The organism is Citrobacter sp. (assembly GCF_050252275.1).
Classification (GTDB): Bacteria; Pseudomonadota; Gammaproteobacteria; order Enterobacterales; family Enterobacteriaceae; genus Citrobacter_A; species Citrobacter_A amalonaticus.
Window position 1 is genome coordinate 1 of record NZ_JBFWLF010000080.1, and the last position, 15,780, is coordinate 15,780.

A 15,780-nucleotide genomic window follows, 5' to 3' on the forward strand; every position below is an offset into this window, starting at 1 on the left:
ATGATGTTTGGCCCTTTCAACTGCAAACGACCGCCCTCTTCAATACCCGGGATCGCCAGCAGACGCGCGTCCATGCCGGGCAGGATCCGCCCGACGGTACCAGGCTTCGCCGCCATCGGGACGTTAATCGAAACCACGGGCGCACACTCCGTTACGCCATAGCCTTCGAGAATCCGCAGACCAAACTTATCCTGCCAGAGCTGTTTTGTACTCTCCTGGAGTTTCTCCGCTCCCGCCACCACATAGCGCAGACGATAGAAATCATACGGATTGGCAAAACGCGCATAGTTGCCGAGGAACGTGGAGGTACCGAACAGCACCGTGCAGTTCCGGTCATAAACCAGTTCCGGCACAATGCGGTAATGCAGCGGACTGGGATAAAGGAACACGTCAGCGCCGGTGAGCAGCGGCGTAAAAAGCCCAACCGTCAGACCGAACGAGTGGAACAGCGGCAGTGCCGACATAAAACGGTCATTGGCGGTGAAGTCAGCAATGGTTTTTATCTGCTCGACGTTAGCCAGCAGACTCTTGTGGCTATGCACCACCCCCTTGGGATGACCTTCGGAACCCGAGGTAAAGAGGATCACCGCCGCCTCTTCCGGCTGCTGCTTGACCTGCGCCCGATGCGGCATCAGCAGGTGCGCAAAGATCCACAGTTTGTCCGCCGTGGTCACATCGGCTTTGAGATCTTCCAGATAGACCCAGCGAACCTGCGTCAGTTGCTCCGGCAGGTGCCAGAGTTTGCCTTTATCCAGGAACTGGCGGGAGGTAAAAATGGTTTTGATTTCCGCAGCGGTGATAGCGCTGGTCAGCCCTTTGACGCCCGCCGTGTAGTTCATCATTGCCGGGATACGACGGCGAGACACCGCGCCGAAAATCACCGCCGCGCTGATCGCGGCATTGGGCAGCATCAGGCCAATTTTTTCGCCTTCCGCGCTATATTTTTCCAGAATACGCCCGACAAACAGCGTCTTAGTGAGCAACTGTCGGTAGCTGTCCGGCTTGAAGTTGATGTCTTCGATACAGTGCTTGCCCGCGCCATAACGGTACTTCGCCGCCAGCAGCGATTCATACAGCGTTTCGCGCGGACGCACCGCCATCCGTGCTTCCATCATTTTCTGATGCAGCATTTCACCGGCGATTTTACGGCGATCGCGCGCGCGCGGCGCATCGGGCATAGGCAGATGAGTGGGTGGTAAAACATGCAGGTGGATCCGCGGGAAGAAGCGGCGTTTCACCAGCCCTTTCAGGCGGCTGAAATGGGTGAGTTCTGCACCTTCAATCCGCACCGGCACCAGCGTCGCGCCCGATTTCGCGGCGACAAACCCGGCGCCGTCGTAAATTTTCATCAGCGAGCCGCTCACCGAAATGCGCCCCTCCGGGAAAATCACCACCGGGCGACCCTGCTCGATCAGTCGAACCAGATGTTTAATCGCCATCGGCTTCGTTGGGTCGAGCGGCACAAAATCAATCAGCGAGGTTAACCAGCGCATGTACCACTGTTGACTAATCGAGGTGTAAACCGCAAACACCGGACGTACCGGTAGAAATAGCGCCAGCAGAATGCCGTCGATAAACGAGACATGGTTGGGGGTGATTAAGACGCGTTCTCCCCGCAACGCCTGCATATCCCCCGTCACGCGTACCCGATAGAGCACGCGGCACAGGTTACGGAAAAAGCCAAATAACATTTCAACTCCCTTTGCGCACGATTCGGTAAAATAATGGTGGCAGATTACACGAACAAGGCAACAGGAGCGACAGTAAACTCGGGGCGAAAAAAAACCTGCGCATCCGCGCAGGTTGGTGCAAGAGACAGGGTACGAAGAGCGTACCGAATAATCTCACCAATCAATACCTCTGGGATCTTGATTGTGGTCTGTGCATGACCGCTTCGCCAGCGCGAAAACGCAAAGGAATGAAGGGAAATGCAACCAGTTGTGTAAATTCTCGCTTACTGTTACAGATTGCCGAAATAGTAAAAAAAAACCTGCGCGACTGCGCAGGTTGGTGTAATTCGTGTGCTCAACCCGAAAGTTGACTTCACCTATCAATACCTCTGGGATCTCAACTTTATCAAGCAGCCAGGAAGCGTCGCCAGCGAACAATCGCAACAGCCCTTCGCAAAGTGTAACTAATGGTTTGCATCATTCGATTTTTGGCGTAATTCCAAGGATTTTGCTCACATTTGCCGCGTCGCAACAGGCAATCTGCTTGAACCAGCAGCCGTTTTCCGTAACACTGACAGAATGTAAGCGTTTACCCACAATAGGTACTGTCATGGCGACCATAAAGGATGTAGCCCGACTGGCTGGTGTATCAGTCGCCACCGTTTCCCGCGTCATCAATGATTCCCCCAAAGCCAGCGAGGCGTCGCGCCTGGCGGTGGCCAGTGCGATGGAGTCGCTCAGCTACCATCCCAATGCGAATGCGCGCGCGCTCGCACAGCAGTCCACCGAAACGATTGGTCTGGTGGTTGGCGATGTTTCTGACCCTTTTTTCGGCGCGATGGTGAAAGCCGTCGAACAGGTCTCCTATAACACCGGCAATTTTTTACTGATTGGCAACGGCTACCATAATGAAAAAAAAGAGCGTCAGGCAATCGAGCAGCTTATTCGTCACCGCTGCGCGGCGCTCGTCGTTCACGCCAAGATGATCCCGGATGCCGACCTGGCATCATTAATGAAGCAAATGCCCGGCATGGTGCTAATCAACCGGATCCTGCCCGGTTTCGAACAGCGCTGTGTGGCGCTGGATGACCGCTACGGCGCCTGGCTGGCGACCCGTCATCTGATCCAACAGGGCCACACGCGCATTGGCTACCTTTGCTCGAATCACTCTATTTCGGATGCGGAAGATCGTCTCAAAGGCTATTACGATGCTCTGGAAGAGAGCCATCTCCCGGTCAACGATCGCCTTGTGACGTTTGGCGAACCGGACGAAAGCGGCGGTGAGCAGGCGATGACCGAACTGTTAGGCCGCGGCAGAAACTTCACCGCGGTGGCCTGTTATAACGACTCCATGGCCGCTGGCGCGATGGGCGTGCTAAATGATAACGGTGTGGACGTCCCGGCAGAGATCTCGCTGATAGGCTTTGATGACGTGCTGGTTTCGCGCTACGTTCGTCCGCGCCTGACTACCGTGCGTTATCCTGTCGTGACGATGGCAACACAGGCCGCAGAACTGGCGCTCGCGCTGGCGGAAAAGCGCCCGCTGCCGGATGTCACCCATGTTTTCAGCCCTACCCTGGTCCGTCGCCATTCCGTGACGACGCCAGCGGAGCCGGGCAATGCGTCATCAAACGAGTAATCAGGATCGCGTCATGATAACAATGCTGGATGTTTCCCGTCGTGCCGGTGTCTCGAAAGCCACCGTTTCTCGTGTGCTGAACGGCACCGGTCAGGTCAAAGAAAGTACGCGTCAGAAAGTGTTTAAGGCGATGCAGGCGCTGGATTATCGTCCGAACTTTCTGGCCCGCTCGCTGGCGAACCGAACCAGCAACAGCATTGGGCTGGTTGTGTCGACCTTTGATGGCTTCTACTTTGGCCGCCTGCTACAGCAGGCCTCGCGGCAGACTGAATCTCACGGCAAGCAGTTGATTGTGACCGATGGTCACGATACGCCGGAGCGCGAACAAGAAGCGGTGCAGATGCTGGCCGATCGGCAGTGCGACGCCATCATTCTCTACACCCGTTACATGAGCGAAAAAGCGATCCTCGCGCTGGCGGATTCGATCACGATGCCGTTGATTATCATTAACCGCGATGTCAGCCTGGCCCGCGAACGCGCCATCTTTTTTGAACAGGAAGACGCGGCATTTCAGGCGGTAGATTACCTGATTTCGCAAGGACATCGCGAGATAGCCTGTATTACCGTACCGGGACACACCCCGACCGGGAAGTCGCGTCTGATGGGCTATCGCAAAGCGCTGGAAAAAAACGGCATTGCCTGGGATCCGGCGAAGGTGAAATATGGTGATTCCAGCATGACGCGCGGCTATGACGCCTGTAATGAACTGTTGCAGGAAGGGGTAACGTTCAGCGCCCTGTTTGCCTGTAACGACGACATGGCGCTGGGTGCGTCGAAAGCCCTGCACCAGGCCGGGCTTAACATTCCGCACGATGTCTCGCTGTTTGGGTTTGACGATGCGCCGAGTGCAAAATGGCTTGAACCGGGATTGTCGACGGTTTATCTCCCCATCGACACAATGATCACCACAGCCATCGACCAGGCGATCCGTATGGTCAATGGCGAAGAGGTTGAACCGATCCCGCCCTTTACCGGCACGCTGGTGTTGCGTGATTCGGTCACCACCGGGCCGTATTTTAAGGCATAAATCGTAACGCTATCTGCGCGACGCAAGGCCTGATGGCACTTCGCTTATCAGGCCTACTAACGACGGCAACTCCGCAGCTCGGATAAGCCGCCGCCCGACAAGAAATCAAAACACTTCCAGCGCCAACAGCTCTTCAATGGTCTGGCGACGGCGAATCAGTCGCGCCTGACCGTTGTCAAATAACACTTCCGGCAGCAGCGGACGGCTATTGTAGTTCGACGACATTGAGGCGCCGTAGGCACCGGTATCATGCAACACCAGATAATCGCCCGGCACCACCGCTGGCAGCGCGCGGGTTTCCACCTTGCCGCCCTCCTGCTGGGTAAAGACGTCGCCGGATTCACACAGCGGTCCTGCGACGACCGTGTCGACCCGCGGCGCGTTCTCCAGTGAACGACCATCCGCCGCCAGCGCGGTAATATGGTGATAACTGCCATACATTGCCGGGCGCATCAGATCGTTAAAGCCCGCATCCACCAGCACAAAATGACGACTGCCCATCTGCTTCACGCTGCGTACCTGAGTGACCAGCACGCCTGACTGAGCGACGAGAAAACGTCCTGGCTCAATTTCCAGCTTTACGTGATGCCCCAGATGACGGGCGATCTGCTCGCGCGCGGCATTCCAAAGACCAAAGTAATGCCGGGTATCCACCGCCTCTTCGTCGTCGTGATAAGGGATCGACAGACCGCCGCCGGCGGAGATCGCCTCCAGATCCTGGCCGAAATCCACCACCTGACGCACCATCGCGCCGCACACTTGCTCCAGATGACCATAGTCAACACCTGAACCAATATGCATGTGGATACCCACCAGCTTCAGTTGATGGCGCTGCATCACCGCCAGCGCCTGCGGCAAATCGGTATGCCAGATACCGTGTTTGCTGTTTTCGCCGCCGGTATTGGTTTTCTGGCTGTGGCCGTGACCAAAGCCCGGATTAACGCGCAGCCAGACGCGATGGCCCGGAGAGACCTGTCCAAGCTGATCGAGCATATCAACGGAACCGGCGTTGACCGGAATGCGTAATTCGCTGACGCGGGCCAGGGTGGTGTTATCAATCACATCGGCAGTAAATACGATGTCATCCGGATGCGTTTGCGGATCATATCCCGCCGCCAGCGCACGCTCAATTTCGCCTAACGATACGGAGTCCACTTTGACGCCCTGTTCACGCATTAAGCGCAGAATATGAATATTGGAACAGGCCTTCTGCGCGAAGCGCACCACATCAAACTGTTGCAGTGCCGCAATCTGACGACGGATGATCTGCGCGTCGTAAACCCAGACCGGGCAACCAAATTCGGCTGGCAACCTGAGCAGGTTTTCTGCGGTGAGATCGGTATCGGTGCAATACAGTGAATGAGGCATAACAGGCTCCGGACATGACGTTTTTTATGATTACGCCACAGTACGAAGAGAATAAAAAATATCGTTTTATACCGACTCTATGCAAAAATGATATGGTTTTAATCCTGCGAGGTGATGATGGCTGCCGTTAACTTACGTCATATTGAAATCTTTCATGCGGTCATGACCGCCGGAAACCTGACCGAAGCCGCGCGGTTGCTGCATACGTCACAGCCCACCGTCAGCCGTGAACTAGCGCGCTTTGAAAAAGTGCTGGGATTAACGTTGTTCGAACGTACGCGCGGTCGCCTGCATCCGACGGTTCAGGGGTTGCGTCTGTTCGAAGAAGTCCAGCGATCCTGGTACGGGCTGGACAGGATCGTCAGCGCAGCGGAAAGCCTGCGGGAGTTTCGCCAGGGGGAACTGTCGATAGTCTGCCTGCCGGTCTTTTCGCAGTCGCTGCTGCCCACGTTGATTCAGCCGTTTCTCGCCCGCTATCCGGACGTCAGCCTGAATATTGTCCCGCAGGAGTCACCCCTGCTTGAAGAGTGGCTTTCTGCCCAGCGCCACGATCTGGGGTTGACGGAAACACTGCACGCGCCTGCCGGTACTGAACGTACGGAGCTCTTCTCGCTTGATGAAGTCTGCGTGCTGCCGCCGGGGCATCCGCTGGCGGAAAAGTCAGTATTAACGCCGCAGGATTTTCAGGGGGAGAACTACATCAGCCTGTCGCGCACGGACAGTTACCGGCAACTGCTGGACACCCTGTTTAATGAGCACGACGTTAAACGGCGGATGGTGGTGGAGACTCACAGCGCGGCGTCAGTGTGCGCCATGGTGCGCGCCGGAGCCGGTCTTTCGGTGGTAAACCCGTTCACCGCTCTGGATTATGCGGCGAGCGGCGTAGTAGTGCGCCGTTTCAGTATTTCCGTGCCGTTTACCGTCAGCCTGGTGCGTCCCATTCACCGACCCGCCTCCGCGCTGGTCGAGGCCTTCAGCCATCATCTGCAAACCCGCCATCACCTCCTGGTGACAGCGCTGGAGCAGATCCTCGGGCCGGTTACGACAGCATAAACGTCACGGCGTCTGCGGCATGGATCGCGGCGGTGTCAAACACCGGGATCGGGCTACGCTCCACCGGCACCAACAGACCAATCTCCGTGCAGCCAAAAATGACGCCCTCAGCCCCCTGTGCCGCCAAGGCTTCAATCACTTCCACATAGTACTGACGTGACGCTTCGGTAAACTGTCCGAGGCAAAGCTCATCAAAGATGACCCGGTTGATCGTCGCCCGCGCATCCGCATCGGGTATCAGGCACTCAATGGCAAACTGCTGTTCCAGGCGGCCGCGATAAAAATCCTGCTCCATAGTGTAACGCGTTCCCAACAGCACAACCCGGCGCATTCCCTGCGCGGAGATGACGCGCCCGGTCGCATCAGCAATGTGTAAAAAAGGCAGCGAGCAGCGCGATTCAATGGCCTCCGCCACGTTGTGCATCGTGTTGGTACATAAGACGATCCCTTCCGCCCCCGCCTGCTGCAGCCCGATCGCGGCCTGCGCAAGAATGTCTCCGGCTTTATCCCACTCACCGCGACTCTGGCACGCTTCGATCTCGTGGAAGTCAACGCTGTGCAACAGCAGACTCGCAGAATGAAGCCCACCCAGTTGTTGTTTGATCCCTTCGTTAATTAACCGGTAGTACGGGATGGTCGATTCCCAACTCATCCCGCCCAACAAGCCGATCGTCTTCATTACCTGCTCCTTCATCAGTGATTTACAGCAGTGAAGCAAACTTGTGATCAAGTTTCCAGTTCATTTGATCTCCCATTTTCTTTGCCACGCACCTGAGTTAGCTTTAATGAAACATTGTTTCAAACAATAGGATCCCACATGTTTGTTTTCCATAACGAGACGACGCTTGACGATCTGGGCAATGGCGTCACCCGCCGTATCCTCGCGCATAACGGCAAACTGATGGCTGTCGAGGTTAACTTTGAGCAAGGGGCGATTGGCCCGCTGCATCACCATCCACATGAACAACTGACCTACGTGTTATCCGGTGAATTTGAATTTACTATCGGTGACGAGAAGCAGGTGGTACGCGCGGGGGATACGTTGTATAAGCAGCCAAATATCGTTCACGGCTGTGTCTGCCTGAAGCCGGGAACACTGCTGGATACCTTTACGCCGGTTCGCGAAGATTTTCTCAACGCCTGATTTCATCAATAAAAAAACCCTGCGCGAAGGCAGGGTTTTGTCAGCAAGCGGGCGCGAATTAACGTGCCAGCCAACCACCGTCAACCGCCACGGTATAGCCGTTGATATAATCAGATGCGCTGGAGGCCAGGAAGACCACCGGCCCCATCAGATCGCTCGGCAGACCCCAACGTCCTGCCGGGATACGGTCGAGGATTTCAGCGCTACGCTGCTCATCGGCGCGCAGTTGCTGGGTATTGTTGGTTGCCATGTAACCCGGTGCAATCGCGTTGACGTTGATGTTGTGCTTCGCCCACTCGTTCGCCATCAGACGGGTCACCCCCATTACGCCACTTTTGGAAGCCGTGTAAGACGGGACGCGAATACCGCCCTGGAAGGAGAGCATGGAGGCGATATTGATGATTTTGCCGCCGTTACCCTGTGCGATGAAGTGTTTGGCCGCCGCCTGCGACATAAAGAACACGCTCTTGATGTTCAGGTTCATCACGTCATCCCAGTCTTTTTCGCTGAAATTGATCGCGTCTTCGCGGCGGATCAGACCCGCGTTGTTGACCAGAATATCGATATGGCCGAACTCAGCAACCGCACGCTCCAGCAGTGCCGGGATCCCGTCGATCTGACGCAGATCGGCGGTCAGACTCAAAAAACGACGGCCCAGAGCGGTCACACGCTCGATGGTTTCGGTCGGTTCAACGATGTTAATCCCGACGATATCACAGCCCGCTTCCGCCAGACCGAGCGCCATGCCCTGGCCCAGACCGGTATCACAACCGGTCACGACAGCGACTTTACCTTCGAGAGAGAATGCATTCAAAATCATTGTAAATCCTTAGTTTTTCATACCTGTCACGGACAGGCGTTATGAGCGCCCGCGACTAACGCAGATCTTTCACCGCAACGTGGTCCATATCATCAAAGACCTGGTTTTCACCGACCATGCCCCAGATGAAGGTATAGGCTTTAGTGCCCACCCCGGAATGGATCGACCAGCTTGGCGAAATGACGGCCTGCTCGTTATGCATAACGATATGACGCGTTTCCTGAGGCTGCCCCATCATATGGAAGACACAGGTGTCTTCTTCCATATTGAAATAGAAGTACACTTCCATACGGCGTTCATGGGTGTGGCACGGCATGGTGTTCCACAGGTTGCCCGGTGCCAGTTCGGTAAGGCCCATACTCAGTTGGCAGGTTTCCAGTACATCCGGCACGAAATATTTATTGATGGTGCGGCGGTTGCTGGTGAGATTGTCACCTAATGTCACAGGCGCAACATCAGCAGGCGTCACTTTTTTGGTGGGATACGTGGTATGCGCCGGTGCGCAGTTATAATAGAACTTGGCTGGCGTTGCGCTATCGACGCTGGCGAAAACCACTTCTTTCGCCCCTTTGCCAACATACAGCGCATCGCGGTGGCCGATCTCATAGCATTGACCATCGACGGTGATAGTGCCCGCGCCGCCGATGTTGATCACACCCAGTTCTCGACGTTCCAGAAAATAGGTTACGCCAAGCTGTTTACCGACTTCACCGCCAACGGAGACCGTTTTTGCCACCGGCATAATGCCACCGACGATGATGCGGTCAATGTGGCTGTAAACCATCGTGTATTCGTCAGCCACGAACACTTTCTCAACCAAAAACTCCTTGCGTAGCCCCTGGGTATCCAGTGTTTTGGCGTGCGCGCTGTGAATACTTTGTCTTACGTCCACATTTACCTCCAGTGATGTACTGAGCGGGAATCCCTCAACGGAGAGCGAAACGCTGTTCCGTTTTACGTTATGCGCCCATGATAGTCTTCCGGGGATCCGTTTTCAATTACAAATAAAACATCGTTTCACTTTTTCTGCGTCTTATTATCAAAAGTGTAATTCCGATCACGATCGATTCATTCCGTGATTAAGAGCAGGAGGAAAATGGTATAGAAAAACAAGGAAATAGGCGTTATCCCTGAGTTTGCGATGCCCTGACTTGCGGGTAAATGGCTGTCAGTTCATTCGCTTAACGCGAAAATAAGAAGGAAGGAGAAACAAAACGCAGCCATGCCGCCACGATTATCGTGCGGCATAACGGGGGGAGTGAAGAGGAGAGAAAAAGAGGCGTTAATCGCGCTCAATGGCTAACGCCACGCCTTGCCCGCCGCCAATGCACAGCGTTGCCAGACCTTTGCGGGCATTACGTTTGACCATTTCGTGAACCAGAGAAACCAGAATACGACAGCCGGACGCGCCAATCGGGTGACCAAGGGCAATCGCGCCGCCGTTGACGTTCACCCGTCGCTCGTCCCATTCCAGCATTTTGCCGACCGAAAGCGCCTGGGCGGCAAACGCCTCATTTGCTTCAATGAGATCCACATCGGCCAGTTGCCAGCCGACCCGCTCCAGACAACGGCGAGTGGCATACACGGGGGCGATCCCCATCAACGCAGGATCCACGCCGACGCTGGCAAAGGCGCGGATGCGCGCCAGCACAGGCAGGTTCAACTCCAGCGCTTTGGACTCGCTCATCATCATTACCGCTGCCGCGCCATCATTTATAGAAGAGGCATTGCCGGCGGTTACCGACCCCTGCAGTTCAAACGCCGGATCCAGACGCGCCAGGCCTTCTGCGCTGGCATCAGTACGCGGCTGCTCATCGGTATCAATGATCACGGTTTGCCCATTACGCTGGGTGGTGACCGGGACGATTTCCGCTTTAAAGCGACCAGCATCGATGGCCGCGCGTGCCTTTTGCTGTGAACTGAGCGCATACGCATCCTGCAGTTCCCGGCTGATGCCATATTCACGCGCCAGATTCTCTGCGGTCACACCCATATGGTAATCATTGAAGGCATCCCACAGGCCGTCATGTACCAGGCTGTCGACGAGCTGGCTGTTGCCCAATTGCGCGCCGGTTCGGCTGTCGGTGAGTACATGTGGCGCACGGCTCATGTTCTCTTGCCCACCGGCAATCACAATATCCGCTTCACCGCACTGGATCGCCTGCGTGGCAAGATGCAGCGCTTTCAGCCCCGAGCCGCAGACGTCGTTAATGGTGATAGCAGAAACCGTGTTCGGTAATCCCCCTTTGATCGCTGACTGACGCGCCGGGTTTTGTCCCGCCCCCGCCGTCAACACCTGTCCGAGGATCACTTCATCAACGGCATGCGCATTCACGCCGCTGCCTTCAATCAACGCTTTGACCACCATACTGCCCAGTTCAACGGCAGAATGACGCGCCAGCGTCCCCTGAAAACAACCAATTGGCGTACGCAACGCCCCGACGATCACCACCTCTTTCATTACGACCTCAGCGCAAAATAACACCGCAATAGTAGAGGATTGTTAAAAATAGTTATCCTGATTGTTTAAGAAAGGTGAGTTTTATCACAAAGGAAATCGTTATCACGCCTCTCAGCCCGGGACACTGCCTTGCTGTAAATGGTATCTCAGCCAACTCCCTGCCACACCGGGCGGGGATTTTTTGTTCCAGAGCAGATCGATAGCGATCGCTTTCGGCCATCCCGGGACAGCCAGTTGCACCAGCGGTTTTTCCGCCGCGAACTCCTCCACCAGTGCACACGGAAGCGCGCACCAGCCAAACCCCTGTACCGCCATACTCAACAACAACAAATAGTTCGGCGCAGACCAGACCGGGCCGCGGGCAAGCTGGGCACCATGGTCGATATAGGTGTTAAGGCGCAATTCACGCCAGGTATGCAGTTGATCCCATTGCAGTTTCTTCTCTTTCGCCAGCGGATGGGACGCGGCAACGTAAAGTCCCATCCACGTTTGCATCGGCAAGCGCGTCGCACCGATATCGGTGGGATAGTGGTCTCTGGCTTCAATCAAACCAACCTGCGCCCGCTCTTTTTGCAGCAGATCGATAACGTCCACATCCTCACCAATCAGACATTCAAATTCGGTATGTGGAAACTGGCGATCAAACTGCACCATCAGTTCCTCCAGCACGTCGGGGTGTAACGTGTCGGAGAGCACAAACGTCAGACGCGCTTCGGTTTCGCCAGCCAGCGAAAGCGCCACCTCATCAAGACGTTCGCTGGCCGACAGAATCGCCTGAACGTAACCAAGTACTTTCTTGCCTTCTTCCGTTAGCACCGGCTGACGCGAAGAACGGTCAAAAAGCGAAACGCCAAGATCGGCTTCAAGGTGAGCGATCGCCGTGCTAATGGTGGACTGACTTTTCCGCAGTCTGCGTGCCGCCGCCGAGAAAGAGCCACAGGAAACGGTCTCGACAAATGCGGTTAAGGCTTCAGGTGAGTAACGCATGAACTATCTACTTTATCGATGGATACTATCTTTTAGATATCACATAAAACGATAAAATTCCCCCTATTCCGTTATCCGGGCGTTTTCAAGAAAGGTAAGATATGCAACACAATGCAGTTCAACGTCGTTCATTACTGGAGCGTGTCTTTCACGCCGTCTGTTTTGAAGGGATCGCTACGGCGATCCTGGCTCCCACCACGGCCTGGTTGATGCAACGATCGGTGCTGGAAATGGGCGGACTGACGATCCTGCTGGCGACCACGGCGATGATCTGGAACATCATCTACAACGCGCTGTTTGACCGTTTCTGGCCTTCACATCTGGTGACACGAACGGCGAAAGTGCGTGCGTTTCACGCGCTGGGGTTTGAAAGCGGCTTTATCGTCATCGGCGTGAGTATCGTGGCGTATGTGCTGAACGTTAGCCTGATACAGGCCTTTACGCTGGAGATCGGCTTCTTCCTGTTCTTCCTGCCCTACACCATGTTCTATAACTGGGCTTATGACACGTTGCGCGTACGCTTTGTGAGGCGTCGCGAACCGCACGTGACTGCCTGATAACTCACACTTTTGCCGGAATCCACGCGGTTCCGGCAAGACCTGTTGCCCCCCTTCTCCCGTTCAGTCCTCACGCCCACCCGCTCATTTATGGTAAATTGCGCTTCTTTTTGTTTATTTTATAGTTGATACGTTCAAGAAATGTCGAAAATTTGGTCAAAAGAAGAGACGCTCTGGAGCTTTGCGTTATATGGAACTGCCGTGGGCGCAGGAACCCTGTTTCTCCCCATCCAGCTTGGCTCCGCGGGCGCGATTGTCCTGTTTGTCACCGCTCTGGTCGCCTGGCCTCTCACATACTGGCCGCATAAAGCGTTATGTCAGTTCATTCTCTCGTCGAAAACCTCTGCGGGAGAAGGGATCACCGGTGCAGTGACGCACTATTACGGTAAGAAGATCGGCAGCCTGATTACCACGTTGTACTTTATTGCCTTTTTCGTGGTGGTTCTGATTTATGCCGTCGCCATTACCAACTCCCTGACAGAACAGCTCGCCCGCTATCTTGAGATTAGCCTCGGCATCCGCATGGGAGTCAGCCTTGGCGTGGTATTGATCCTGAACCTGATTTTCCTGATGGGCCGCCATGCGACCATACGAGTGATGGGCTTTTTGGTGTTCCCGCTGATCGCTTACTTCCTGTTTCTCTCGCTATATCTGACCGGCAGTTGGCAACCCTCTTTGCTTACCGGACAAATGGCGTTCGATCAGCACACGCTGCATCAGGTATGGATATCAATTCCGGTGATGGTTTTTGCTTTTAGCCATACGCCTATTATCTCTACGTTTGCCATCGACAGACGTGAGAAATATGGTGAGCTGGCCATGGGTAAATGCAAAAAAATCATGAAGGTAGCGTATCTTATCATCTGCTTAAGCGTGCTGTTCTTCGTCTTTAGCTGCCTGCTGTCGATTCCGCCATCGTACATCGAAGCCGCTAAAAATGAAGGTGTCACCATTCTTTCGGCCTTATCCATGATGCCTGCCGCCCCGGCGTGGCTCTCGATTTCAGGTATCATCGTCGCCGTGGTGGCGATGTCGAAATCCTTTCTCGGCACCTACTTTGGCGTCATCGAAGGGGCAACCGAGGTGGTCAAAACTGGTCTGCAACAGGTTGGGGTGAAGAAAAGCCGGGCCTTTAACCGCGCCCTGTCGATCATGATGGTATCGACCATCACCTTTATTATCTGCTGCATCAATCCGAATGCGATCTCGATGATTTACGCCATCAGCGGGCCGCTCATTGCCATGATTTTGTTCATTATGCCGACCCTGTCGACATACCTGATCCCGGCGTTAAAACCGCACCGCTCGTTCGGCAATCTGGTCACCCTGATTGTCGGCCTGCTGTGCGTGTCCGTGATGTTCCTTGGCTAATACTGGAGTAAACGGCTCGTCCGGGCCGTTTACTCACTACTGCGGCATAACAACGAGGGGGCGCCTACCGTCGTAAAAGCCCACCCTTCCCGATAGCGTTTAATCGATAGCGAGAAAGAAGCGCGCTCAGTGAGATAAAGCGCAGGCAACGAACGGTATCCTTTGTTCACCTCTAAATTGTCGCTCGGAAACCGCACGAGGTTATTGGTGCTGATAATATAGTTGTCACGAACCTTATAATAGGTGAAATACACAATCCGGCTAATTTTAAACTTTTTATTTTGCGGCGTATGCAAATCACCGGTAATGGTGACTATCCCCTGATTATTTTGCATTTGATAGGCTACATCCCCCCGAAACTCCTCATTATTAATTTCCCATACCACACGCCCCTCGCAATCAATATTATTTTTGCTTTTATGTGCATACCAGAACCCCACACCGGCCAGGGTTACTATTACCACTAATACAATGAAGATAACTATTTTAGTTTTTATCATTAATTGAATACCAGGTCGTACATTTTGTTAGAGGATGTTCCCTTATATCCAACTGACAAGCAATTGCCGCAATATTTTTCGCGCTGCTCATTCCAGAGAGATAGACATAGTTATGATTCTGACAGATATCCGGGTGTCTCGTCAGGAATACCGTATAGCGAGTATTAAAGGTACTTTTGCTTTTCATTAACAGGGTACAGGATGAAAAGGAGACAGAGTCAACAATGGCATAGGAAGAGAACAGCGATTCGGCCGTCGGATATAAAAAGCCAAAAGAAACGCTGACACCGATCAGCAATGCCGACAGTAAAATAGCCCCCATCTTTAGTGTTGTTCTTGAAGGCCGTAATTTAAGCGCTACCGCTGTCAGAGCAGGCCATACAGGCTCCTCCGTGCTCTCGCTCTCTTCCACATTTTCAACCGATTCCGTCTCCGTACGTTGAATCTCTGCGGTGATCATCATACCCCGCCGGGCGACGGTTCTAATCAGGTCGCGCGGCAACCCAACCTCCGATAATGCATTTCTGAGCATGAGCACCGTCTGATATAACGTATTGACAGAGGTGATAGTGTTTTTATCACCCCAACCAATCTTTACGAGCTGGGCTTGCGGAATAACAACCCCACAATTTGTAAGGAGATATAAAAGGATGAAACTCGCAGGGTTTTGAAGAATGACAGTTTTTTGGGTATTTTTATTCGTCAGACTTCTGTCACCCGGGTGAAAGTCAACCAGGTTATTAATTGTGTATACTGTAGTGTGTGTGTACTTCTCAAACACTGTGTGCGTTCTCGCATTTACATGATGAATGTCATGCTACAAAAATCTTATACAGAGATCACTAAATATATAATAGATATGTCTGGGCGCTCATAACCTACAAACAAAAATTCTTATAAATCAATACATTTCAATCTGAAAAAGATCAGGTGTTCTTAATTAAGACCATTTTAGGTGCGTTATCACTCAGCACTCATTATTATAGTTTCACGTTTAAAAAGCGGACAAACAGATAAATAGCATTACTTAATAAAAGACAATAGCATTGTTACAATTTTTTCAGAGAATTTAACATAAGATCAACTTTTTGCCATTAATGCCATTTAGCGATAAAACTTAAACATTTTTGCAATATAGATTTTCCTGGTGGTTGTTACAAAATTCCTGGAGGCTTTTTTTCAT

At 53.6% G+C, this 15,780-nt stretch carries 15 protein-coding genes; 6 read left to right on the forward strand and 9 right to left on the reverse strand.

Going from position 1 to position 15,780, the window contains the following annotated elements; genetic code table 11:
• On the reverse strand, window positions 1-1,691 hold a 1,691-nt coding region (gene aas / locus AB7E14_RS09020), incomplete at its 3' end, for a bifunctional acyl-ACP--phospholipid O-acyltransferase/long-chain-fatty-acid--ACP ligase (RefSeq protein WP_428169478.1).
• A gap of 589 nt (window positions 1,692-2,280) precedes the next feature.
• On the opposite strand from aas, the gene galR reads away from it, so the two are divergent.
• Window positions 2,281-3,309 (forward strand): HTH-type transcriptional regulator GalR, encoded by a 1,029-nt coding sequence (gene galR / locus AB7E14_RS09025; protein ID WP_042999464.1) that lies wholly within the window; start codon window positions 2,281-2,283, stop codon window positions 3,307-3,309.
• Window positions 3,310-3,322: 13 nt separating this feature from the next.
• Window positions 3,323-4,336: a LacI family DNA-binding transcriptional regulator gene (locus AB7E14_RS09030; protein ID WP_058588283.1), complete on the forward strand. Its 1,014-nt coding sequence runs from the start codon at window positions 3,323-3,325 to the stop codon at window positions 4,334-4,336.
• Window positions 4,337-4,441: 105 nt separating this feature from the next.
• On the opposite strand, the gene lysA is transcribed toward AB7E14_RS09030, so the two are convergent.
• Window positions 4,442-5,704, reverse strand: coding sequence for a diaminopimelate decarboxylase (gene lysA / locus AB7E14_RS09035; protein ID WP_316962039.1), 1,263 nt, complete (start codon window positions 5,702-5,704; stop codon window positions 4,442-4,444).
• A gap of 117 nt (window positions 5,705-5,821) precedes the next feature.
• On the opposite strand from lysA, the gene AB7E14_RS09040 reads away from it, so the two are divergent.
• Window positions 5,822-6,757: a LysR family transcriptional regulator gene (locus AB7E14_RS09040; RefSeq protein WP_316962160.1), complete on the forward strand. Its 936-nt coding sequence runs from the start codon at window positions 5,822-5,824 to the stop codon at window positions 6,755-6,757.
• Here the strand turns inward: AB7E14_RS09040 and AB7E14_RS09045 are convergent.
• A complete protein-coding gene (locus AB7E14_RS09045) occupies window positions 6,744-7,436 on the reverse strand; it encodes an aspartate/glutamate racemase (protein WP_316962040.1) in 693 nt (230 codons plus the stop codon). The two genes, AB7E14_RS09040 and AB7E14_RS09045, sit on opposite strands and share 14 nt — an antisense overlap.
• 138 nt (window positions 7,437-7,574) lie before the next feature.
• On the opposite strand from AB7E14_RS09045, the gene AB7E14_RS09050 reads away from it, so the two are divergent.
• Complete coding sequence (locus tag AB7E14_RS09050; protein WP_042999460.1) at window positions 7,575-7,901, forward strand: cupin domain-containing protein; 327 nt, start codon at window positions 7,575-7,577, stop codon at window positions 7,899-7,901.
• 58 nt (window positions 7,902-7,959) lie between these two features.
• Here AB7E14_RS09050 and kduD read toward each other — a convergent pair whose 3' ends face one another.
• The 4 genes from kduD to AB7E14_RS09070 all read right to left on the reverse strand — a co-directional run bounded on the left by kduD (window position 7,960) and on the right by AB7E14_RS09070 (window position 12,169).
• Window positions 7,960-8,721, reverse strand: a complete 762-nt coding sequence (gene kduD, locus AB7E14_RS09055) for a 2-dehydro-3-deoxy-D-gluconate 5-dehydrogenase KduD (RefSeq protein WP_042288962.1) — start codon at window positions 8,719-8,721, stop codon at window positions 7,960-7,962.
• 55 nt (window positions 8,722-8,776) lie between these two features.
• Window positions 8,777-9,613 carry a 5-dehydro-4-deoxy-D-glucuronate isomerase gene (gene kduI, locus AB7E14_RS09060; RefSeq protein ID WP_042288966.1) on the reverse strand — a complete coding sequence of 279 codons (837 nt, stop codon included), beginning with the start codon at window positions 9,611-9,613 and terminating at the stop codon, window positions 8,777-8,779.
• 390 nt (window positions 9,614-10,003) lie between these two features.
• A complete protein-coding gene (locus tag AB7E14_RS09065; RefSeq protein WP_042999458.1) occupies window positions 10,004-11,182 on the reverse strand; it encodes an acetyl-CoA C-acetyltransferase in 1,179 nt (392 codons plus the stop codon).
• Between the two features lie 111 nt (window positions 11,183-11,293).
• Window positions 11,294-12,169 carry a LysR family transcriptional regulator gene (locus tag AB7E14_RS09070; protein ID WP_044254164.1) on the reverse strand — a complete coding sequence of 292 codons (876 nt, stop codon included), beginning with the start codon at window positions 12,167-12,169 and terminating at the stop codon, window positions 11,294-11,296.
• 101 nt (window positions 12,170-12,270) lie between these two features.
• Here AB7E14_RS09070 and AB7E14_RS09075 point away from each other — a divergent pair, with 101 nt between their 5' ends.
• Window positions 12,271-12,726 carry a multidrug/biocide efflux PACE transporter gene (locus AB7E14_RS09075; RefSeq protein ID WP_044327635.1) on the forward strand — a complete coding sequence of 152 codons (456 nt, stop codon included), beginning with the start codon at window positions 12,271-12,273 and terminating at the stop codon, window positions 12,724-12,726.
• Window positions 12,727-12,867: 141 nt separating this feature from the next.
• Window positions 12,868-14,097 (forward strand): amino acid permease, encoded by a 1,230-nt coding sequence (locus AB7E14_RS09080; protein ID WP_042999455.1) that lies wholly within the window; start codon window positions 12,868-12,870, stop codon window positions 14,095-14,097.
• 29 nt (window positions 14,098-14,126) lie between these two features.
• Here the strand turns inward: AB7E14_RS09080 and AB7E14_RS09085 are convergent, their stop codons facing one another.
• Entirely contained in the window at window positions 14,127-14,597 is a 471-nt protein-coding gene (locus AB7E14_RS09085) for a hypothetical protein (RefSeq protein ID WP_044254160.1), read from the reverse strand.
• Window positions 14,584-15,378, reverse strand: a complete 795-nt coding sequence (locus tag AB7E14_RS09090) for a winged helix-turn-helix domain-containing protein (RefSeq protein WP_044254157.1) — start codon at window positions 15,376-15,378, stop codon at window positions 14,584-14,586. The genes AB7E14_RS09085 and AB7E14_RS09090 overlap by 14 nt, the downstream gene beginning before the upstream one ends.
• Window positions 15,379-15,780: the final 402 nt, after the last annotated feature.

Bases quoted from the DNA above. Each gene is read 5' to 3' on its own strand.
- kduD (WP_042288962.1), bottom strand. From the start codon at position 8,721: ATGATTTTGAATGCATTCTCTCTCGAAGGTAAAGTCGCTGTCGTGACC.
- AB7E14_RS09085 (WP_044254160.1), bottom strand. From the start codon at position 14,597: ATGATAAAAACTAAAATAGTTATCTTCATTGTATTAGTGGTAATAGTA.
- AB7E14_RS09075 (WP_044327635.1), top strand. From the start codon at position 12,271: ATGCAACACAATGCAGTTCAACGTCGTTCATTACTGGAGCGTGTCTTT.
- AB7E14_RS09045 (WP_316962040.1), bottom strand. From the start codon at position 7,436: ATGAAGACGATCGGCTTGTTGGGCGGGATGAGTTGGGAATCGACCATC.
- lysA (WP_316962039.1), bottom strand. From the start codon at position 5,704: ATGCCTCATTCACTGTATTGCACCGATACCGATCTCACCGCAGAAAAC.
- AB7E14_RS09040 (WP_316962160.1), top strand. From the start codon at position 5,822: ATGGCTGCCGTTAACTTACGTCATATTGAAATCTTTCATGCGGTCATG.
- AB7E14_RS09030 (WP_058588283.1), top strand. From the start codon at position 3,323: ATGATAACAATGCTGGATGTTTCCCGTCGTGCCGGTGTCTCGAAAGCC.
- AB7E14_RS09070 (WP_044254164.1), bottom strand. From the start codon at position 12,169: ATGCGTTACTCACCTGAAGCCTTAACCGCATTTGTCGAGACCGTTTCC.
- AB7E14_RS09065 (WP_042999458.1), bottom strand. From the start codon at position 11,182: ATGAAAGAGGTGGTGATCGTCGGGGCGTTGCGTACGCCAATTGGTTGT.
- AB7E14_RS09050 (WP_042999460.1), top strand. From the start codon at position 7,575: ATGTTTGTTTTCCATAACGAGACGACGCTTGACGATCTGGGCAATGGC.
- AB7E14_RS09080 (WP_042999455.1), top strand. From the start codon at position 12,868: ATGTCGAAAATTTGGTCAAAAGAAGAGACGCTCTGGAGCTTTGCGTTA.
- galR (WP_042999464.1), top strand. From the start codon at position 2,281: ATGGCGACCATAAAGGATGTAGCCCGACTGGCTGGTGTATCAGTCGCC.